Origin of the sequence: Marinobacter sp. AC-23 (assembly GCF_001858325.1) — a bacterium.
Lineage (GTDB): Bacteria > Pseudomonadota > Gammaproteobacteria > Pseudomonadales > Oleiphilaceae > Marinobacter.
The window spans coordinates 31,957-52,848 of record NZ_MBPP01000023.1 but is presented as its reverse complement, the minus strand read 5'-3'; the positions used below and the strand labels follow the sequence as shown (position 1 = coordinate 52,848).

Genomic DNA, 20,892 nt, shown 5'->3' with positions numbered 1-20,892 from the left:
TTACTTGCTTACAGGTTAGATTGACGTTTACGTAGGCGTCAATCTAATTCTCATGTTTATTTTGGTGGAATCGAGTAGGTCATCGTTGAGTGGGCAACGGGCTCTTCTGCGCCTTCGGAGTAGACAAACACTTCCCCCACCCCCATGGTGCGCCCCACTTTGAGCATGGTCGCCCTCGCCCATATTGGAGTGTGAGCGGCTGGTTTGCGCAAAAAGTTTATGTTCAGGTTGGTGGTAACCGCCAGAGGCACCAGCCCAATTCTGCTGAGTAGCGCCGCATACAGCGTTACATCTGCCAACCCCATCATCACCGGGCCGGATACCGTTCCGCCTGGCCTGAGATGCCCATCATCGACATCCAGGCTCATTTCGGCCCAACCATCACCAAGCTTCCTCAGGCTACCGTATGCGGCACCCTGGGGAAACTGCTCCTGCAGAAACCTGTCCAACTCCTCAAACGTTATCTTCATGAAGCTGGCTCTTCTTGTGCCCGGTTACGCAGCACAAAGCGTTGAATTTTACCGCTAGGGGTTTTCGGCAACTCCTCCACAAATTCAATTTCGCGCGGAAATGCATGTGTGGAGAGGCGCCGGCGAACCAACTCCTGCAGCTCTTCTCGCAGGGCTTGATCGCTTGCCGGCTGCTGGTCTCCCTTGATGACCACGTAGGCCTTAATAATGGAGCCACGTTTCTCATCGGGTTTTGCTACCACGCCAGATTCCGCAACCGCCGCGTGTTCCAGCAGCGTGCTTTCCACATCCGCGGGGCCAACCCGATAACCGGCCGTGGAGATAATGTCGTCATCACGACCACTGAATGAGTAGCTACCATCGCCGTGGCAAATCGCCATATCACCGGTGAGATAGTAACCGTTCACGAAGGGATCTTTTTCGCCCCAGGTGTAGCCATCAAAGTGAAACAACGGGGACGCCTTCACATCCACAGCAATTTGCCCTACTTCGCCCTCGCCCACTTCTTCATTTTTCTCGTTCAAGGCAACCACTCTGTGGCCAGGAGATGAGTACCCCATCGAGCCCTGCCGCTCAGGATGCTCAAGCGCGTTGAAGTTGCAGCAAGTCATGCCGGTTTCGGTTTGACCATAGTGATCTGTAACCGGGCAGTAATGGCGGTTCTTGATCCAGCTAACAACTTCCGGGTTCAGTGGCTCGCCTGCGCTGCTGGCAACACGCAGGCCAAGGTTCTCTCCTGCAGGCAGAACATGGTCGTTGGCTTTCAGCAAGCGATAAGCAGTGGGCGCAGCGGCAAGGTTTGTGATTTTGTACTTACGAATCATGTCGTAGGTGGATTCCGGGGTAAACGCGCCCGGATTAAAGTGGGTGGCGTGCCCCATCAGGAGTGGGCCAACCACTGCATAATAAAGACCATACGCCCAGCCGGATCGGCAACGTTCCAAAACACATCGTCATCGCGCAGATCAATGGCGTACTTCATGTAAACATAGAAGCCCATCAGCGCACGCGCAGGCACGGCCACGCCTTTGGACTTGCCCACGGTGCCGGAGGTAAACATCTGCAGGAACGGATCGTCGCCCTTGATCATCACCGGCTCAAAGCTTGGCTCCTGCGCTTCAAGCGTACTCCGGAAATCAGGAATATCAGCGCCATTTTTTTCTGCATCAATGCTTTTTGCATCAATACAAAGTGCCGGCGCGCAATTCTTTACGTCGTTGAGTTTGGGGTAGTTTGTGGGGTCGGTGACCACCAGCTTGGTTCCCGCTCGCTCAAGGCGATATTCAATAGCGCCAGAACCGAATGCCGTAAACAACGGCTGGTAGACCGCGCCAGCGCGCAGTGTGCCTGCAATCACCATCAGCAACTCAGGCCCTCTTGGTAGCAGAGCAGCTACTCGATCGCCTTTGCCTATGCCTTGCGAAGCCAGGTAGTTGGCAAAACGAGCGGACTGCTCCTTCAGTTCAGCAAAAGTAAGTACTCCGTCGCCGCCATCTTTTTCGTAATAAAGAGCGACTCGCTTTGGGTCCGCCGCCCACTTGTCACAAATTTCATGGCAGACGTTCAGCCCGTTCTCCAGACTTCCATCCAAAATGTCCGCCTCCAGAGCGGCGGGATCGAAGTTATTATAGACAGCTGCGTGTTCCGGAAGGCTCATGATCAACTCCTGCTATTTTTATCTTTAAATGCATGGATGAAGATTTAACACAGCCTTCACTTTACGTAAAGGTAAACTTTAGGTGTATAAGCGCCACCATTAAAGTTGGCTACTGAGAATATGACGAAGCCCATTGCAGTCCACCAGCGAGTCCTCGCAATTCACCACAATATCCGAACGAGCTACGACATAGCTCTTCCCGGTTATGGTGTTTTTCACAACCTGATAACCACTCTCCTGCTCTACGGCGGAAAACTCACCAATAAAACTTGTTTCCCGAAGCGACACAGTTTCAAGCCGATCTCCTGGGCGAATAAGCCTTCATGGTTCATCAGAGCCAGCCGTGCCGAAGTGCCTGTCCCGGTAGTGCTCCGGCAGATAACTCCAGGGTGTACGTAGGTGGCGGAGCGGGAACGGTAATACCCGTCAGCCACCAGGCGTACCGGCCCCATAAAATGCAGAAATGGCAGCGGCCCCACATCGCCCAAAGTGTAGTGAGAAAAGCCCTGCTCAGCCTGAATCGCCTCGACAATGGCGTGGGCCGCAAGCGCCAGCTTACGTTCTTCATCCAAAGTGAGATCAAACCCCAGAGACTCCGCATCCACCATTGCGTAGAATCCGCCGCTGTAGGCCACGCTGTAGGTTACGGTGCCGAGCGACGGCACATCGATAGTTGCCCGATGGGTATGGATGTAGCTTGGCAGGCCTTCGCAGGTGATTGCTTCAACGACGCCATTTTCAACCATTGCTTCGATGCGGACCAACCCAGCAGGAGACTCCAACAGGAAGCTCTGCTTACCCTCCTTCTTGGGCACTATTCCAGCCTCAAGCACGGCAGTCGCCGTGCAGATGGTGTTAGAGCCGGAGTAAATCGGATACCCCATCACTTCCATGATGATGTACCCGGCCGCCGCACGAGGATCAGAAGGAGGAACCAGTAAATCAACGGACATCTCAGGGATGCCGTAAGGCTCTTCCAACAACAATTTTCTCAAGCCATCGGCGTTATCGCGCAGATACTCCATTTGCGCTCGCACACTGTCGCCCGGTAGGGGACTAATACCGCCCGTCACAATGCGGCTGACATCGCCGCCGGCGTGGGTATCCATAAGCTGAATGATCAGTTCCTGGCTCATGCGCTACTCTCCAAAGACCAAAGCTTGCCGTGCTCATCCCATTGCGAATCCGGAACAATAACAATCTTGCCAAGATAATTGCTGCCGCGATTCATGAAATAGCGCTCCGCCTGATGTAATTGCGAGAGCCGGAATGCGCCATGAAGTACCGGCTTAAGCTGCCCACCACGAATCCACTCTACAAGCTGCTCTGCCTCCTCCCGAGTGCCGTGAGAGACGCCAAAAATTTGCACCTGATACAGGTAGATGCGTGTCCAAAGGATTTCACTGACGTTTCCGCCGCTGGCACCGGCAATACTCAGTCGTGGATAGGTCTTACGGGCGTTCATGTCGAAAATCATGGCGTCGATAAAGCGGTCGGTCATATCGCCGCCCACCAAGTCCATCACCGCATCCAGGGGTTTGCCACCGGTTTGGGCCTTAACGCGTTCCACAAAGCTGTCCATATCGGAACGATCGAGCACCGATTCTGCACCCAGCTTTGTGAGGGCTGCGGCTTTATCCGATGTACTCAATGCGAAAGGTATGGCACCCATAATCCGACAAAGCTGAATCAGCGCAGTTCCAACACCGCCGCTTGCGCCGGTAACAAGAACACGCTCCCCGGCTGTTACATGGGCCGACGTAAGCATGTGCATGGCTGTTTGGTATGAACACATTCCCATTGCGGCGAGCTGTGCATCGGCCAGTTCGTCATTTTGTACACAATGGAACTGATCTGAAGGAACGACCACGTATTCAGCGTAACCGCCGTCTGCGCCATGGCCGTAGTAATCCGGGGTTAGATTGATGTCCCGGCGGTTATGCCCGTAGATATTGAAATCTAACAAGCCGCGATCGCCAATACGGCCAGGGTCCACGCCAGTGCCCACAGCCACAACACGGCCAGCAATGTCGGCACCCTGAATGCGGGGAAAAATAAGCGTGGGCTTGCCCCCCATCTGAAACGAGGTGGTTTCGCCCTTTTTAGTGGGATACAACCCTTCCCGGGCTTTGCGATCGGTATTGTTTTTGGCGGTAGCGGTTACCTTAACCAGCACCTCGCCCGGCGCCGGAGATGGCGTGGGCACGTCTTTATACTCAAGCTTTTCAACATCGCCATGGCCAATAAGAACCATGGCTTTCATAGTGTTCGGGGTCATGAATAAAGGATCCTCCCTGCCTGCGAAACAAAACCTATCCACTCAGGATAGGTGACATTCACGCAGGTGTCAGGGAGCGATGCGGGTATCCATTTTTTAAGGACGCCCCATTAACGGGCAATTACCTTGTAAATGGGTCGCAGCTTGGGAATCTGCTTCAACACCACCTGAATAACGGTCATAAGCGGCACCGCAAGCAACACGCCCACCGGCCCCCACAGCCAACCCCAGAAAAAGATCGAAACAAAAATAATCACCGGATTAATCGCCATACGAAAACCGTGTATCCATGGCTCGATGAAGAAACCCACCATGGTTGTCAGTGCCAGATAACCGACCGGCGCAATGGCCATCATCCACAAAGTATCCAAGCTCACTGCCGAGACGACCGCCAGCATCAAGATGGTGAGAATAACACCCAGATAAGGAATGAAGCGCGCCAGACCAGCCACCAGCCCCCATACTGCCGGATCAGGCAAGCCGACAGCCCAAGCCATCAGGCCGGTAGCTACCCCAACAGATGTATTGCTGATACCAAGAACCCCGAGATACTGTGCAATCTGATGCTGAGAATCCCGGGTAATACGCAACACGGTTCTTCGATGAGTTCTAGCAACTGCCGTACAAAGTTAAGCACCAGCCTGTCGCCGCTAACCAGCAGGAAGTACGTGAGAGCCATAGCAAGCGCAAGACCCGCAATACCATCACGGGCTTTGTTCATAAGCTGAGCACGCCAGGAATCGGTCTGCAGAACCACGGTTGTTGGCTCAGAGGCCTTCTTTTTATCGCTGGTGTCAGAGAACTCGCTTACAGAATCCTCCACTTTTTTAGCAGACTCTGTAACCTTGCTAATTTGGCGTTTCAGCTCACTTTCCCCGACCAGCAGGCGAGAAACCCCCTCAGGAGCCTTACCCGCCCACTCGAGCGCAGGCGTGGCAACCGCTAGAGACACACCAGCAATAGCCCCAAGAACCAGCAACACCAGAATCAGAGAACTGACCACCCTGGGCATACGCAACCCACTGCACATGCGAGAAACCAGAGGCGACAGCAACAAACTTGTCAGCAGCGCCAGCACCATTGGCAAGATGATCTGATGGGCAAGATACAAGGTGTACAGCACACCCAGAATAAAGAGGCCATAAATGGGCGTAGAAAGGTCTGCGAGAGTTTTGCCGGATCGGGGACTGATGTGTTCACTCGAATACTCTTCGTCTTCCATAGGAAATTCCTAGCCTGACAGCCGGGCCGCGACTAATAGATGCTGCACGGATAATTTGGTATGCCACCCAAGGTTTTGACTGGCGCACTGCGCCGGACAGTCTACCCCTAGTAAGGCTTTACCACATTATAGAACGACTTGGGCCGGGAGGAAGACAGCGAACCAGAACATACTCAAATATCGCATTCATTCTGGACCCGCGTACGAAACTCCTTACGGATACGATCGTTTTCTTCATCGTTAACGAAAACGCGTTCGCCTTCATTGTTCAGCCGGTAGAGGCCCGACACATTCTTCAGATGTTTCAGACGCGCCACCAACCGATTGAGTCGGCCTCTGTAACATTGCGCTTGCGAACCAAAAAAACCGAGACTGCGGAACCCCGAGACACCACCCTGGCGATGGCATTCATACTGATGGAGCCCGACTAGAAGGCGTGGAAGCGCATAAAGAGATTCCAGCTTCTGGTACTGATCGTTAACAACGTCGAGTTCCCGGATGGAGAGGCGATAGAGGATCAATCAAACAGGAACGCTGTTTCATGCTCATGCGCTCGATTTGACTATAGCTCGCTTCTGAATAAAAAACTGAGGCACTGCCAGTGGTTTGCTTGACTCAGGATCTGAGTACACGGTGGTGAAGCGTTGACCCGTCAACTTCGGAATCGCATGGATAGCTGCAGCCATTAATGGAGGGGGGAGCGCCCTGCGAGACACTTTAAGACAGCACCTCGTTTTTGTACCAGCGAGAAACCCACAAGCCGCTGGGATATTAATTAGAATCGACTGGTCCGAGCCTCGACGAGCGTAATTGATGAACGATCCCGGCCAGCCTGAGGGGATGGAACTACGGTACCTCAGTCGAGCAACTCTCGAGCGATGACCATGCGCTGTATTTCACTCGTACCCTCCACAATCTCCAGTACCTTGGCCTCGCCTAACAAACCCGAGACGGGGTACTCGTCGAAGATCCCGTAGGCTCCGTGGACCTGAATGGCCTTGAGAGCTGCCTCTACTGCCAATTCACTAGTGAACAACTTGGTCATCGAGGTTTCGTTGCGAAACGGTCGGCCGGCGTCTACAAGGCATGCGGAGTGCCGTACCATGAGCTCAGCTGCGTGAATTTTGGTCAGGATGTCTGCTAGTGGAAAAGCCAGCCCTGGTGCTTAAGGATGCTGGCGCCAAAAAGCTCGCGGTCACGGCCGTAGGATTTCGCAAGGTCGATGGCACGCCTCGCCAACCCCAATCCTGTGGCACCCACTAAAATACGGCCGATACTCAGCACACTCAGGACTTGCTTCAAACCATCGCCCCGATTACCGATCATGTTTCGGGCCGGTATCCGGACGTCGTCCAGGTAAAGCTCTACCGAGTCGGCGAAACGCCAACCGATCTTGTTAGACGGCTTACCGACGCTAAAGCCTGGAGTGCCCACCGGTACCACGAAACTGGACAGGCCTTTGGGCCCCAGCTCGGGATCGGTTATCGCGACGACTGTCGAAAAACCGTGCAGCGCAGTTCCCGCATTGGTCGAAAACATTTTGGTGCCGGAAATGATAAAGTCATCACCGTCCTGCACTGCTCGCGTCTTGATATTAGCGACGTCCGAGCCACCATGAGCTTCGGTAACGCCGAAGGACGCAATCATTTTGCCGCCCTCGCAAAGTGGGCGAAGCCACTCCTGCTTGAGTTCATCGGAGCCGTAGCTGGCCAGCAGCGAAGCCGGCGCGCTGTTACACAGAAAGATAGCAGCAAAGGATGGCTCAGTGCGGGCCAGTATTTCAGCCACCAGGCTGCACCACGTACGCCTAGGCCTGCACCTGAGAAGTCCGGGTTATAGGCGGTGCGAGATAACCCAGCTCCCCAAAAGCCTCGACCAGCTGCGCCGGAAACTCATGCCGATGCAGGTACTCCGGCATCGCCGGCGCCAATTTCTGTTCGGCGAAGCGCGATACGGCTTCTACCAACATCATCTCATCATCATTCAGATCCAAAAGCATGAAACTTCTCCAGAAAAAACTGCCTGGCCATGATGGCCAGGCAGGATTGTAACGACTTATCCCCGAGGGATGTCTCGGAAGAGCTCAGAGTCCATGATGGTCAACGGATCGCGAATCCTCACCGGCGCAAATTCCATCTGACCCAAAACGTCTTTCTCAAGATCTATCCCTGGCGCGATTTCCTCAAGCACCAAGCCTTCAGGTGTAACGGAGAACACAGCCCGCTCAGTGATCAGCAGCGCATTCTGCCCTCGACCGACTCCGTCTTGGAGCCGATAGGTGACGTGCTCGGCTAAATTCACAAACTTTTTCACCTTTCCCTCCCGCACGATGTTCAAGCCTTGCTCCTTCGAATAGCTCAGATCGAGACCTCCAGTTGTAAAAGTACCGGTAAACACCAAGCGCTTGGCATTTTGGGCTATGTCGATAAAACCACCGGCGCCCGGATTCGCCTTGCCGAAGCGGCTAACGTTCACGGTACCGCTGGAGTCGAACTGGGCGAACGCAAGCGCGGCGAACTCACACAAACCTCCATCGATCAGGTCAAACTGACTGACGCCATCTATGACGGCGCGCGGGTTGACGTTGCAGGAAAACTGCCAGCCATTCATTACCACGCCACCGAAGGAGCCATGCTCGGTGGTAAACCAGTAGTCATCGATATTATCTTCAGTCAGCATGCCGTCTTCGGCCATTACTAGCGGTACGTCCGAGGAAGCCCCGAAACCGAAGATGGTCAATTCATGCTGACGAACTTCACGGGAAGCGCGACGTGCTATGATTTTAGCGGGGGTCATAGGCAGCTTCTTCAGCTGCTCCAGCGGCTTCTGCTCTATACCTAAATAAGTTGCGTCAAGCGGCACCTCGCTAACCATCATCTGGTTGGGAGCGACCACGATTTTATCAACCAGCGCGGCCGGCACAGTAACAGTTATTGCGCGCCTCGAGCCGCGCGGAACAATGCGTTTAACTTGGGCGATAACCTTGCCTCCGCACGCCTTGACGGCCAAAGCCAAAGCCAAAGTAGACGAAGTCATCGGATCCTCCTCGAAGGAGAGGTTTCCAAGGTCATCGGAAGTAGTGGCCCGAAGGATCGCCACATCTAGCTTCCAAGTCGGGTAAAACAGCATGTCTTCACCAGCAAATTCTACTCGCTTTACCAGCTCGTCCGTTGCTAGTTCGGTCATCTTACCGCCGGTCTGTTCCGGATCGATGTATGTACCCAGGCCGATGCGGGTCAGATAACCTGGGCTCCTGCGGGCCACCTCCCGTAACCAGTGCATGCTGGCTCCGATCGGCCAGCTATACGCCTCAACCAGATTATTTTGGATCAGGCGCATTAATTCAGGCCTGGCACCGGTCTTGGGGTTGGTTGGATTGATGTAGGAACCTGACACCACTCGCTTCATCATCCCTTCCCGAGCGACATGATCCATACCACGAATTTCAACTGAATCCCCGAGCCCGCACGGAAAGTAGAACGTCAAGTTTTTGGGCGCAGCGGTCTTCTCAAAGCGTTCACCGAGCGCTTTCAGGACTTCATCGGGTGTGAACCAGCCAATCACACCAACGCTGGAGACAACATCACCGTCCTCGACGATCGAGACGGCCTCTTGAGCAGTACAGATCTTATTCATAGCTTTACTCCGAACTTGGACAGAGTCGCCTTCGCGGTGTCGTACTGGCAGTTATCAATAAAAATACGATTGGCCATTGCGTCAGTGACCTCGGCCTTACCATTGATAAGCTGGCTGAAGAACTGCTTTGTAGAGGCCACGGCTGGCGTTGGGAGAGATGCGATACGCGCCGCCAACTCTTGGGCCTGAGCCACAGCCTCACCGTTGGCGGCGAGATAGTCGGCTACACCCAGACGCTGCGCATCTTCACCGCTCAGAACTTCGTGACCCCAGGTCAGGCGGCGGGCCGTCACGGCCCCGACCCGCGAAACCAGTGCTTGTAGACCCCAAGGCGGCAGCCAGCCGTTGGGCACCTCGGCCAGATTCCAGCGCGCCTCTGCGGCGGTCACGACCAGGTCGCAAGAACAGGCGAGGATGAAGCCCCCACCAAACGCCGCACCTTCCACCGCTGCGACCACCGGCGTACTCAACAGCCCGATACGACGCGCTACGGCAGCGGTCCCGGCCTCGTGATGAGCCATTTCCTCCAAGTTCATCTTGCCAAGCTCTTTCAGGTCAGAGCCGGCACAAAAGCTCGGAGCCGCACCCGTCAGCACCACGGCACCAATGGTCTGGTCTTGATCCAGTTCAGATAAGGCGCGATCCAGCTCCTCGACCATCACAGTATTCAGGGCGTTGCGGCGCTCAGCACGATCTAGCGTGATAGTCGCAACGCGTTTGTTTTTATCTAATCTAATCATGGGAATTTTCTCTTGTTGCTATGTTGGTAGTGCGTTCAGTCGAGCTGTGCGCCGTCCCGGTTGACGGCGGCTCGTACCGCCAGCGGATCGACGAGGCGCGGTGCAATCCGCTCCAGAACTGCGATGCTCGCTGCGTGGCCAATTGCGTGGCCGTATGAGAAGCATTGCGCGGTGACCCGAGCAGACGCCATGGCGTCAGATTCAGCAGACAGGCAACGCCCGGCGGTAAGCAGAGATTCACCCTTTACAGGGACAAAGCATTCGTAAGGAATCTCATAGTAGTCGTTAAACAGCCACTCAAGCTTGGGCTTCTCGCCGCTGTGCATTTCGATCGGCCAAGCCGACCGCGCAATACCGCTCTGCGACTTGCGGCCCGTAACCACGTCCTCGTTCTTGAGTGTGGTCACGCCCTGCACCTGGCGAGTTTGACGCACTCCGACCTGAACACCGGTATCGTTGACGAACGCGTTTTCGCAGCCGGTTAGCTGGTCGCGGTAGAAGCGAACGTACTCCTCCACCTGCTTGCGCCCTGCAATCTCCGCTTCGGTGAAATCGGCGGAGTTGATGGGGTTCAATTCACGGCCGTCTCGGCCGATAACGCGGGTGCTATTGCACAACAGTTCGTTAGGGCGCGTGGTCGGGAACAGGAAAATTTTGGATCGCGGTAAAACATATTTGCCCGAGGCGTTACTTTGCCGGATAGCCTCTGATACATCAGCGCCAAGTACGCTGTCTTCGCCATAACGGTTCAGAAAACGCTTTACGTCCACGCCCAGGATCCGAAAGATCATCGTCGGGTTCTGGACCACGCCATTGACGCCCATGAACGTATCCAGCCCCGACATAGCCGCAAGGTCGCCGTCACCGCTGGCATCGATCGTGACCTCGGCAGTCACCCGCAACTTGCCTTGCTTGTTGTACGCGACGACCCCTGCAATGCGCTCTCCGCCCTCCATCAGCACATCGGTAACCGTCGTGTGATAAACGATGTGCACTCCCGCCTCCTCCAACATATCGTCAGCCACGCCCTTCCATTTCAGAGGGTCATGCACCAGCGTGAAGGTCTTGCCGTACCGCACAGGGGAAGTCAGCCCACCTTTCGCGTTCATCCGCTTGATGAACTCGTCGACAAAGCCGAATACCAGCTTTTTCGGCGGGGCGGTGTCGCTTTCGTGTGCCTCGAACAATCCGCAGATTGTACCCGAGAGCCCAGCTACGGCGCCGCCGCCGCAAAACCCGTAGCGCTCCAGTAAGGTTACCTTCAGACCGCGGCGTGCGGCGGTCACTGCAGCCGCCATTCCAGCAGCACCTCCGCCGACGACCAGCAGGTCGGCATGAATGTCGGTTATCGGACGTCTATCAAGCATTGTCTGCTCCTAAAAAAGTTAAAGGCGAGAAGCCGCTATTTCATGAGGCTCGGCAGCCACAGTGAAATTTCGGGAAAGAAGAGGACCAGCGTCAAACCTATGAGCTGCAGCCCGATGAAGGGTATGACGCCCTTGAAAATGTCACTCAGACTAATGCCTTCAGGCGCCACCGCCTTCAAGTAGAACGCTGCTGGGCCGAACGGCGGAGTGAGATAGGAAACTTGCATATTCATCGTGAACAGGATGCCGAACCAGATCGGATCCATGCCGAGACTCTCAACCACTGGCACGAAGATGGGCATGGTGAGGAGCACAATGCCAATCCAGTCGATAAAACAACCCAGAACCATGAGAATCAACATCATCAACATGATGGTCACTATGGGTGGTACCGGAAGGCCGGTAATCAGGTCCTGCAGAAACGTAGTTCCGCCTGCCATGGTGTAAACCGCCACCAGAGCCGACGCGCCGAAGAAGATCCAAGTGAGCATGGCCACGGTACTGCCAGTCTTCTTGACCGACTCATAGACGGCATCCCAAGTTAACTCCCTATTTACCAGTGCGATAAATAGCGCGCCCAAAACACCGATGGCAGCTGTTTCGGTAGGCGTAGCGATGCCCAGGTAGAGGGATCCAAGCACAGCCATTATGAGGGCGCTCGGCAAAATCAAAGCGCGCGCCAGCCCGAACTTCTCCCTAAGCGACATATCGCGTTCTTCCACTGGCGCAAGTGGACCTAGTTCAGGATTGCGGTAGCAGAGGATCAATACATAGATGGCATAAAGCGAGACCAGCAAAAGTCCGGGCATTACTGCAGCGAGAAACAAATCCCCGATGGACACCTGTGCCACCAAGCCGTAGATAATCAGCACGATGCTAGGCGGCAAAAGTGTCCCGAGCGAGCCCCCCGCACAAATCACACCTAACGCCAACTTCTTGTCGTATAGACGGCCTAGCATTGCAGGCAAGCAGATCAAGCCCAGCACCACGATCTCAGCGCCAATCACGCCGACCATGGCAGCCATAATTGTGGACGCAGCCAGTGTACCGATAGCGAGCCCGCCACGCAGGCGGCCTGACCAGATATGCAAAGCTCGAAACAGACGTTCAATAACCCCTGCCTTCTCCAGAATACAGCCCATCAGCACGAACAACGGCACTGCAATAAGCGCATAGTTGTTCATCAGGGTAAAGATTCGACTAGGAATGAAGTACAATGTGTCGGGGCCGAACAACCACAAAGTCAAGGCCACCGCTGTCATACCGGTAGCGAAAGCCAGCGGTATGCCCGTGACCAGCAACAGCAACAACAGTCCGATCGTAACGAGGCTGACTATTTCACCACTCATGACGAATTTCCTTAACCGTGTTAGTTAGACTGACCAATGTCTGCAGCGCCATTAACCCGGCACCGATAGGTATGGCGGCTTTCATGAAGGTGGGAGCGAGCGAGTTCCAGCCCGCGCCACTACGTTCGCCTATCATTACTGCCGGGTACGCCTGTTCATAGCCGTAATAGGCGACAATAAGGAGAAAGCTGAGCATGAGCAGATAGGCAAGGACATCCATGCACAGCCGTACTCGAGCCGGCAGGATGTTGTAGATCACGTCAATACGGACATGGCCGTTATTCTTTATCGCGTGAGCGCCAGCAAGAACGTAGTGAATGCCAGCTAGGGCAATTATCAATTCCAGGGCCCACAACGCTGGGGAGTTCAGGAAATAACGGCAAATTACATCGAAAATCGTAACGCCGAAGACAATGAGATAAACAAGGCTGGAATAATCGCCGAGTTTCTGGTTGAAGGCACTAATGAGGTGCATATCGTCCCTACTGGATTGAAGATGCGTTGATCGGCCGAAAGGCATCGGTGCGTAATCGACCGATGCCGCCGCTTCAGTGCGATTGGTTAAATCCGCTTAATCGATTAGCCCCTTCGAGCGTAGGAATTCGATCTGCCCCGCCACAGCACGACCGGCGAGATCGTTTTTTTCACCGTACGTGCGCCAGATATCAACAGCTGCTTTACGAAAGGTCTGACGGTCTTTATCGCTCCAGTCGACCAGTTCGACACCTTCGGCTTGCAGGCGCTTGGCTGCTTGAATATCCTCTTTTTCCAGTGCTTCGATCATATCGAGGCTGAATGCCCGCACAGCATCAACTAATACTTTCTGGTTCTCCTTACTCAAGCTGTTCCACGTTTTCAACGGGATTGACACATCACCTGCAGGCATAGAGTGAATTCCCGGGTAGATGGCATACTTGGCCTTATCATGAAAGCCGAGCTCGGCGTTCATCGCCAGAGTGCCCCAGTCGGTAGCTTCTATTGTTCCCCCGTCCATCGCGCTGAAGACCTCGGAGCCAGGCAAGTTGACTGGCACCGCGCCGAAATGGGCAAACAACTCCGAGGCCATGCCTTGGGGCAAACGTATTTTCAGACCTTCGAGATCTTTTACGCCCGCGACGCGGCGGTTTGTCGGAATAGACTCGACGCCCCACCATGCAACGCCAATGGGATGTAGTCCGAAGGGCTCGTAGGCCTCTGCTAATAATTCAAGGCCGCCGTAATCGTAAAAATACTCCATGGCTTGGCGTGGATCCTCGTAGCCCGCATTCAAATCGCCAAGAACCGCAAAAGCTGGGTTACGGCCGGTCCAATAGACGGTCGCTGGGTGCTGACCCTGCAATATCCCCCGACTTACAGCATCAAGCGTCTCGGTAACGCCAACCACTGCGCCAGCTGGTAATGGGATGATATTAATCTGGCCGTCGGTTTTCTTCTTGACGTTCTTTGCAAAGCGTTCAAATGCTTCCTGGTTAGCCGTGCCCGGCTGCCAAAGAGTCTGGATACGCCAGGTTTGGCTGTCTTGGGCAGTCGCGGTCGATACTGAAAGGATGCCAGCAACTATTATCGCGGACGTCGTCGAAAGAAACTTCTTTAGAGCACGCATGCGTAATCTCCATTATTGTTTTAGCCGAACGGGTAATCCGCTCGACACAGTCTCGCCGCCTTCCGCGTGTTCTCTGCCCGCGCTTTATTTTAGTGGGCAGCCGAATGACTCCGAGATCTTGTAATGCCATCTGATATATCAGACATCATCACGTTTGCACACCTAGGTACGCGCTGTCAATGATTATCGTAACGCACGTACTTAATAGACTCCCGCGCCGCTGCAAAGAGATTATCAGTGATTTCTCCGGACCTTGTTGCGCATAAATCAACTACTGATATATCATACACGCCGGCCCAGCAGCACATTCTTGAGCCGATAAAAGGAATGGGGATATGAAAAAAAAGGGTAGCAAAAGGACTAGCGCAAACTCGAGCAAGGCGATACGTCCGATGAAGGAAATCGCTTATGACCAATTAGAACACCTAATCGTGCATGACCGCCTTCCTGCCGGCAGCATGGTGTTCGAGGTCGACCTTGCTGAGCAGCTAGGGATGGGGCGCACACCTGTGAGAGAGGCCCTTCAACGGCTGGCACGCGACGGACTTGTGGTTATTCACCCGCGTCGAGGCGTCATGGTGACGGAGATGAGCATAGCCCGACAGCTTGAATTGTTGGAAGTTCGTCGGCCACTCGAGCAACTGATCGCTACCTCTGCAGCGCGCCGTGCTAATGCTGAAGAGCGAAACCAGATGCTGGCGAATGCCAAATTTTCGGAAGGGACCGCTGCAGCTGGGGATGGCGACGCATTCTTTGAGGCAACGCGCAGCAATCACCTACTACTGGAGCAAGCTGCGCACAACGAGGTAGTGCAGAACGTGATGGGACTTCTGCACGGTAGTTCCAGGCGTTATTGGTATGCCCACTACCGCCAGTTCGGCGATCTTGAGCGTGCCGCTTCCGCACACGCCAATCTTCTGCGCAGCATTGCTCTCGGTACAGAGGCCGAAGCTAGTGAGAATGCCAACGTACTGGTCACGTACCTGGAAGAGTTCACTCGGGCTACTGTCGGTGCACATGAGTTACGGGACCGCTGTTTAGTGGCCAGTTAAAACGGTTCATCACACCTCACCGGGGTGACACTACCTTTATCTTCAGGAGAGAGTAGTCGTTATTCCGATCATAGGCTATCGAATTGATGACCTTGATCTTATTATTCACCCCCTTGAGTACGCTAGCATTCATCCGATAAGCAGCGCAGTCACCTTATTCTAACCCTGTCAGTTCGCGCCTAAAAACTGCAATAAACGGGGAAAGCATGGGGCTCGAGTTTTCGGGAGGCTGCCAGTTCCGCCGCAGCTCCCATGGCAATCTGGCGCTCCTCGCGGATATTGAATATCTCACCCTGTCCGTCACACGACGGCTGAATATTGTGAAAATACTCCCAATGGACCCGTACGGCGATCGTGAATGGCAAACACGCTGCGAGGCCCCATAAGCCGCCTCAGATCCTCGCCCGTCGGATCCTGTGGCACTCTGCCGATAGCAATGCCACCTCTTCTTCGGTTAACTGCTGCATGATGGCCCATGAAACATCGATTGAGGACCAGTAATCTCACTGGTGACAAACAAAACTACCGCTTTGAATTTATTGATCTTCTGCTCGTCGACGGATGCTCCCTTTAGCCTCAAGAGGGTAAACACTGGAAACCCTGATTCCTCACCCGGATCAAGATAAAATGTACTCGTCACTGCCAGCGGCTCTTCAACCATGGAGTGGCTTGCGAGAGCATTCAGCGCATCACCAATAAAAGCCTCAAAATTGTGCTGATTATGATTTGTTGAACCTTCTCTTCTGATTTGTAAAAAATTCCCCACTACAGCAATTCTGGGACGTGTTGATGATGTCAGGATGCCTGACCGCTCCATTAAACTCGGTACGTTTTTTCCCTACTACCTGTGGAGTGTTGATATCGAGCTCCATATAGACTCCTTCAAGATAAGCATCTAAATTGTATGATTTATTATGCTGACTAATTTCCAGAATGCACACGCAGTCGCCATTAAAGACTGGGCCAGACATAGCCGTAGCGGGCCAAAAGCCGACAGGTCAAAATATCAATAGTTGACCTAGCTTCAGCCAATCCGAGCATCGGGTTTAGCTAGTTTCCGTCCATAAACAGCTTGTTTTCAAGGAGACTCGCCCAGCCAGGTGGGTCAAATTGTTTATCTCTGCCAACCTGATGCCGGCGGTATCGCAGTTTGCAGGCCTGCGTCATCCTTTTGACCGCAATTCGGCCTTTTTCGGGCACAGGCCATCCTCGGCAAGAGCGCCGATAAGGCTTTGTGTAAATGCGCCTGGATAACTCGGGGTTGAGCCGTTATCGGGCGGCGAGCAGTCGTGAGAACACGGCCAGGTTGTGTGCGACCACTGCCGACCACACGTACGACTTCAAGTGCTCCAGCCCCTTCCAGATGCACCGCGACAGACCGTAGGCCCGCTTCAGGCAGGAGATGCCTGCTTCGATCCCCGCCCGGAAGTTGCGCAGCTTGTGATACATTTAGTCGCTCTTCACCATGTGCTCAACCTTCAGGCCCTTCTTTTTGTGGAAGGCTACATCTTTCACGCCTTTGGCTTGCTGCACGTTGTCTTTGCTGGTGTAACCGCCGTCTGCGGCCATTTTCCAGGGAGCACGACCAGAGATCTCGATTTGCCGCTCCAGCAGGGGCATAAAGCGTTCGCTATCGGCCGGGTTACCTTCCTCGATGACGGCATCAAGAATCAGCCCGCTACGACCGCTTGCCAAGTTCAGCTTGTGCCCGTACTAGATGTCACGGCTGCCCTTGATAATGATGTCGGTGTGCTCTTCGAACAGACTGAAGATCTTCTCTGCGGCAGGCACCTGTTCGCCTTTGATCACCCGTCGTTGCGCTTGGTCGATTACCCCTTCAACCAAGCGCCGGTAGTGCGTTACCTGCGCCTCCCAGGTGATGAAGGCGGTCCCATCCACCTCCCGTCGGTTGAGTGTGAACCAGGCCTTGTCCAGGTCATCGAGACCCTTGCGAGTGACTTTGATCAGATCCCGATACCAACGGATCTTCTTGTCTTTGCCCCGGGAATACTGGATCTGATAGGCCCGCTTCTTGGCCACCCGCCGGTGGTTACGCCAAGCCAGTCGCGTCTCCCCAGCCAGTTCTTGCGCTTATTTCATCAGTCGCACCTGAGTAACAACCGCATCCCACAGCAGAGTGCTGTCCGTCGGCGCGTGAACCGGTGTCTCCGTGACGGTGCTATCGACCCGTACCTAGCGTCCGCGCTCGATCTTTTGCGTTTGCGCATCCTGTAACATCAACCGATTGATCCGCTCCCAGCTTGCCTCACGAAGGACGCTTATCCCACTCTGCAGCGCCGACTTCTTCGGCTTTAATCTCAGAGGCAGCCGCGCAACGGCTTGAAAGGAATGAGAGTCCTCCAGATAAAAGGCCAGGGCCTCATAGCTGAGTTGACGGTGCTGTTTCAGGATCGCGAAGCGCACTATCGACTCGACGGACAACCCTTCACGGCCGGTCTCCTTCACGCCTGCCCGGCACAGTTCCGGGGTAATCCAATCCAGAATCTCGGGATGCCCAGCCAGCCAGTCGGACATCGCTTCGAGTTCGCGCCCGATCTCGTGCTCTGCTTAAAGATCGAATATACTGCTCTGGGCGGTGCGGTGCGGTTTTGACGCATTGTTACCTCCTCGGATTTCGGTTTGTTCTTTTGTTTCAATCGCTTGTGACAAAGAATACCATTTTCCGCTGGGGGTTTCCTTCCTGAGCACCTCATTTTCTTATTTAATATCAGTGCTTTATGTTTATGAATGGGAACTAGCTATAGGAATCAAGAACATTTGCTCGCACCAAAAATGACGAGCAAACGGATTTACAAGGGAGTTCTCACAAAAAGAAATCACTGAAATCAGGGAAGGTAAAACCGGGTCGGCGGGCATCGCCAGTAGAATGGAGTGACGAAAACTAGAGAGCTCAACGTCTTTCATAAAGTACTACAATTTAAGGCAGCCACTCGTGCCGTAACAGACACAAGACCGCCATCTGACACATACTCACTGTGCAATGTTAGTTCGCCAGCTACCAAATGGCGCTCTGTACGTAGATAAGTATTTAATCAACCCAGTGGACAGTTTTTAGGCTCTACGCTCAGTATACTGTTCAGTCGCTTCGTGACAATGTCTGGCACAGGCTCTTTATCGGAAGGCCATGCATCTATGTCATGCTCCGATGCGGCTCCTGCAATGCCAGCGATGCTTTGCTTCTTCAACCCAAATTTCCGCTGATAATCAAGGAAACGGTTTAAATTCGTGACACCACGTTTAACTTAGTGAGCTCCATCAGCAAAACTGCCCCTGCTCAATTTGAGCAAGCACTTGGGATACCCAGCGACGACCCTCGTATATATCGAGCAGACTGACAGGCTCAACATCCCCCAAGGCAGGCACGGTGTTTTTCAGCCAGCGCATGGCAAGCTCCCTTGATTCCCAAACACCTTCACATAGCATTAACAGCCGAACAACATTCAGGATAATCTCGGAGGCGCGCTGATCCATAGCTTCTTTATTAGTGCGTTCCCGGAGCTTCCGCTTCGTAATGATTGACCAAGCCTTTGGCCGGTGCTCTGACGAGTCCGCCCGTTTCGGGCTTGAGCTGTTCCGGCGGCTCAATCTGCAGCCACTGATCGTGACACCCCCTTCAGAAAACCCACAGTATCGAACCCTACGTCTCCCATGTGGGATTCGCATATAACCCGGACGGACGAGAATCCCTACGGCGCAACCCTACCATTGAAGCTACCGGCAGGAGCGTGCGGCAAAAGAGAGCATACAGGTGCAATGAGCCACTCCAACTGGGCCCAGCTGTCTGACATCCGCCTGCGGCTGAAAAAGCGCTGGCTCAATGGTCGGTTGCTGCGAGCCTGCCGTCCGCCCGAGGCTCTCTTTCCCCTGCGCCGCCCTCTAAAAAACAGGCCACGGCCAACTGATGGAACAGTTTGACGCCGCCCGAAACTGGATCAAGTACCCGCAAGCCGCCGAAAACCAGAATTTGGAACTGGAACTGGAATGGCAGACAGTCAATAACCGTCAGTTGGGCCGCAATTCGCTGCCGGTGGCTGTCATGCTCCTCACCCTTGACGCTGCGCTCCGGCAGATTGGCCAGCTAAACGCAGCTCGCCACAACCAGTTACTGGCCAGTGAGATCACCCCGCGGTTTCCCGAACTTGCCGACTGGTGTCAGCAAAAAGCCACTGACGGTTCTTGCCCAGCAGCAAGAAGGGCCGACGCTGATATCAATCCTCGCAGGGATGGCGGAGAATCCCAGGCCGGATATCCATATCCGCCAGCTGGTAATCCCCGGCGTGCATACCAAGTTTATCTAGCGTAACCGGGGCCAGTTGAGTGAATTGCTCGACCGAATTTTGCCGGAACACGTCATTGATGCCAGCACCAGCCGCGCCCGCCAGTTCGAGCAACATTACGGCTTTCTACGCCGTCCCGCGCGATTGCGCCTGCGGTTTCTAGACCAAGCACACGATATTGCCGGTTTAAGAGACATTGAAGTACTCGTAAACCAGTTCCAGACACTATCCTTGCCAGTCGACACGGTTTACGTCGTGGAAAATGACGTCCCGCCTTGGCGTTTCCAGACATGCCGTCGGCCACTGTGGTCTTCGGGCTGGGCTATGGCATCGGCAAGCAACTGGCCAACGCGAGCTGGCTAAAGGAAAAAAACGTGCTGTACTGGGGCGATATCGACACCCATGGCTTCCGGATTCTCAACTAGCTTCGCGAAACTCTCCCCCACAGCCGAATCCTACTCATGGACGCTGCAACTCTGCGGGCTCATAAACCTCTCTGGTGCACCGAGCCCTCCCCACAGCAGCGAATTAACGAACCTGGCAGAACACTCAATCCTAGAATATTTCCAGATTGGTTTAACCGTGAGCTGAGGGACGCACTCATGTGCTGCGCATTCGAACATAAGCGGACATCGTCAGGACTAGTACCGGCTCGGCGTGCTGGTTGATCAATTCTCCAAAACAGTCAACCCGCGCACGGCCTCGATCAGGCTGGAGTTCGATATTCTTGACTACCGTGGAACCGGTGAGGATGTCACCGGGACGAACTGGCTTGCGGAACTGCAGGTCACTGATCCCAGCTCCGCCGATCACGTCCCAGTGCTGGACGAAACTGTCCACTGTTAGGCGCTGGTAAATGGCTAGGGTCTGGACGCCGCTAGCGATAAGACCACCGAAGTATCCTTCGGTGGTGGCACGCTCCTCGTCGACGTGGAAGAACAACGGGTCCCATTGACATGCAAACTTCACTATGTCGTCCGTGCTGATCGTGTAGCTGCAGAGTTCGATACGGTCACCGGGGCTCAAATCCTCGCCGCACGTCGTGTGGGCTGGGTGGCCTGATTTCATGGGGCTCATCATTCACCTATGCAATGGTTACCCTGTCGTGGTCAACTAATTTCGGAGAGTATTTTAAGGTTTTCCACAGCCGCACAAGGCAAAATGCCATTATTGAACGAAGAGGCCGTTGCCAACTATAATAGTCTATTAAATAGCCACCG

The 20,892-nt window shown here is 54.2% G+C and carries 16 protein-coding genes and 8 pseudogenes; 5 read left to right on the top strand and 19 right to left on the bottom strand.

Annotated features, from left to right (window positions below; all coding sequences use genetic code 11):
* Positions 1–56 precede the first annotated feature (56 nt).
* The 14 genes and pseudogenes from BCA33_RS08500 to BCA33_RS08440 all read right to left on the bottom strand — a co-directional run bounded on the left by BCA33_RS08500 (position 57) and on the right by BCA33_RS08440 (position 14,322).
* A complete protein-coding gene (locus tag BCA33_RS08500) occupies positions 57–470 on the bottom strand; it encodes a PaaI family thioesterase (protein WP_071264977.1) in 414 nt (137 codons plus the stop codon).
* Positions 467–2,127, bottom strand: a pseudogene (locus BCA33_RS08495) (AMP-binding protein). The gene BCA33_RS08500 and the pseudogene BCA33_RS08495 overlap by 4 nt, the downstream one beginning before the upstream one ends.
* 56 nt (positions 2,128–2,183) lie before the next feature.
* Positions 2,184–3,263 (bottom strand): annotated as a pseudogene (locus BCA33_RS08490) (proline racemase family protein).
* The gene (locus tag BCA33_RS08485; protein ID WP_071264975.1) at positions 3,260–4,405 is read right to left on the bottom strand and encodes a zinc-binding dehydrogenase; all 1,146 of its coding nucleotides are present in this window, start codon (positions 4,403–4,405) and stop codon (positions 3,260–3,262) included. Before BCA33_RS08485 ends, BCA33_RS08490 begins: the two are co-directional and overlap by 4 nt.
* Positions 4,406–4,515: 110 nt before the next feature.
* Positions 4,516–5,486, bottom strand: a pseudogene (locus BCA33_RS08480) (AI-2E family transporter).
* A gap of 314 nt (positions 5,487–5,800) precedes the next feature.
* Positions 5,801–6,148 (bottom strand): hypothetical protein, encoded by a 348-nt coding sequence (locus BCA33_RS20480; protein ID WP_071264973.1) that lies wholly within the window; start codon positions 6,146–6,148, stop codon positions 5,801–5,803.
* A 335-nt stretch (positions 6,149–6,483) separates the two neighbouring features.
* Positions 6,484–7,415 (bottom strand): annotated as a pseudogene (locus BCA33_RS20765) (acyl-CoA dehydrogenase family protein).
* 19 nt (positions 7,416–7,434) lie between these two features.
* Positions 7,435–7,626 carry an acyl-CoA dehydrogenase family protein gene (locus BCA33_RS20760; RefSeq protein ID WP_217632636.1) on the bottom strand — a complete coding sequence of 64 codons (192 nt, stop codon included), beginning with the start codon at positions 7,624–7,626 and terminating at the stop codon, positions 7,435–7,437.
* Between the two features lie 56 nt (positions 7,627–7,682).
* Positions 7,683–9,263 (bottom strand): acyl CoA:acetate/3-ketoacid CoA transferase, encoded by a 1,581-nt coding sequence (locus tag BCA33_RS08465; RefSeq protein WP_071264971.1) that lies wholly within the window; start codon positions 9,261–9,263, stop codon positions 7,683–7,685.
* Positions 9,260–10,003: an enoyl-CoA hydratase/isomerase family protein gene (locus BCA33_RS08460; protein WP_071264969.1), complete on the bottom strand. Its 744-nt coding sequence runs from the start codon at positions 10,001–10,003 to the stop codon at positions 9,260–9,262. Before BCA33_RS08460 ends, BCA33_RS08465 begins: the two co-directional genes overlap by 4 nt.
* Before the next feature lie 35 nt (positions 10,004–10,038).
* The gene (locus BCA33_RS08455; RefSeq protein WP_071264967.1) at positions 10,039–11,370 is read right to left on the bottom strand and encodes an FAD-dependent oxidoreductase; all 1,332 of its coding nucleotides are present in this window, start codon (positions 11,368–11,370) and stop codon (positions 10,039–10,041) included.
* Between the two features lie 35 nt (positions 11,371–11,405).
* A complete protein-coding gene (locus BCA33_RS08450; protein ID WP_071264965.1) occupies positions 11,406–12,719 on the bottom strand; it encodes a TRAP transporter large permease subunit in 1,314 nt (437 codons plus the stop codon).
* Positions 12,709–13,194 carry a TRAP transporter small permease subunit gene (locus BCA33_RS08445; protein ID WP_071264963.1) on the bottom strand — a complete coding sequence of 162 codons (486 nt, stop codon included), beginning with the start codon at positions 13,192–13,194 and terminating at the stop codon, positions 12,709–12,711. Before BCA33_RS08445 ends, BCA33_RS08450 begins: the two co-directional genes overlap by 11 nt.
* Before the next feature lie 96 nt (positions 13,195–13,290).
* Positions 13,291–14,322 (bottom strand): TRAP transporter substrate-binding protein, encoded by a 1,032-nt coding sequence (locus BCA33_RS08440; RefSeq protein ID WP_071264961.1) that lies wholly within the window; start codon positions 14,320–14,322, stop codon positions 13,291–13,293.
* A 392-nt stretch (positions 14,323–14,714) separates the two neighbouring features.
* Between BCA33_RS08440 and BCA33_RS08435 the strand changes: the two genes are divergently transcribed.
* The gene (locus tag BCA33_RS08435; protein WP_175469734.1) at positions 14,715–15,374 is read left to right on the top strand and encodes a GntR family transcriptional regulator; all 660 of its coding nucleotides are present in this window, start codon (positions 14,715–14,717) and stop codon (positions 15,372–15,374) included.
* 16 nt (positions 15,375–15,390) lie between these two features.
* On the opposite strand, the pseudogene BCA33_RS21605 reads toward BCA33_RS08435, so the two are convergent.
* From BCA33_RS21605 to BCA33_RS08420, 4 genes and pseudogenes are all read right to left on the bottom strand, one after another.
* Positions 15,391–15,519: pseudogene (locus BCA33_RS21605) on the bottom strand (ISL3 family transposase); the annotation flags it as partial.
* 309 nt (positions 15,520–15,828) lie between these two features.
* Complete coding sequence (locus BCA33_RS08430) at positions 15,829–16,140, bottom strand: hypothetical protein (RefSeq protein WP_071264957.1); 312 nt, start codon at positions 16,138–16,140, stop codon at positions 15,829–15,831.
* Between the two features lie 503 nt (positions 16,141–16,643).
* Positions 16,644–17,930: pseudogene (locus BCA33_RS08425) on the bottom strand (ISNCY family transposase).
* A gap of 720 nt (positions 17,931–18,650) precedes the next feature.
* On the bottom strand, positions 18,651–18,866 hold the full coding sequence (locus BCA33_RS08420; protein ID WP_071264955.1) for an MbcA/ParS/Xre antitoxin family protein: 216 nt from the start codon (positions 18,864–18,866) through the stop codon (positions 18,651–18,653).
* Between the two features lie 430 nt (positions 18,867–19,296).
* Here BCA33_RS08420 and BCA33_RS22720 point away from each other — a divergent pair.
* The 4 genes and pseudogenes from BCA33_RS22720 to BCA33_RS22555 form a co-directional block, all read left to right on the top strand.
* A pseudogene (locus tag BCA33_RS22720) lies at positions 19,297–19,545 on the top strand (DUF3322 domain-containing protein); the annotation flags it as partial.
* 73 nt (positions 19,546–19,618) lie between these two features.
* Entirely contained in the window at positions 19,619–19,693 is a 75-nt protein-coding gene (locus BCA33_RS22715; RefSeq protein WP_368087234.1) for a DUF3322 domain-containing protein, read from the top strand.
* A gap of 15 nt (positions 19,694–19,708) precedes the next feature.
* Complete coding sequence (locus BCA33_RS22710; protein WP_083394681.1) at positions 19,709–20,035, top strand: Wadjet anti-phage system protein JetD domain-containing protein; 327 nt, start codon at positions 19,709–19,711, stop codon at positions 20,033–20,035.
* Positions 19,948–20,340 (top strand): annotated as a pseudogene (locus BCA33_RS22555) (Wadjet anti-phage system protein JetD domain-containing protein). Before BCA33_RS22710 ends, BCA33_RS22555 begins: the two are co-directional and overlap by 88 nt.
* Here BCA33_RS22555 and BCA33_RS08410 read toward each other — a convergent pair.
* Positions 20,273–20,740, bottom strand: a complete 468-nt coding sequence (locus BCA33_RS08410; protein WP_083394679.1) for a MaoC/PaaZ C-terminal domain-containing protein — start codon at positions 20,738–20,740, stop codon at positions 20,273–20,275. The pseudogene BCA33_RS22555 and the gene BCA33_RS08410 overlap by 68 nt on opposite strands.
* Between the last annotated feature and the right edge of the window lie 152 nt (positions 20,741–20,892).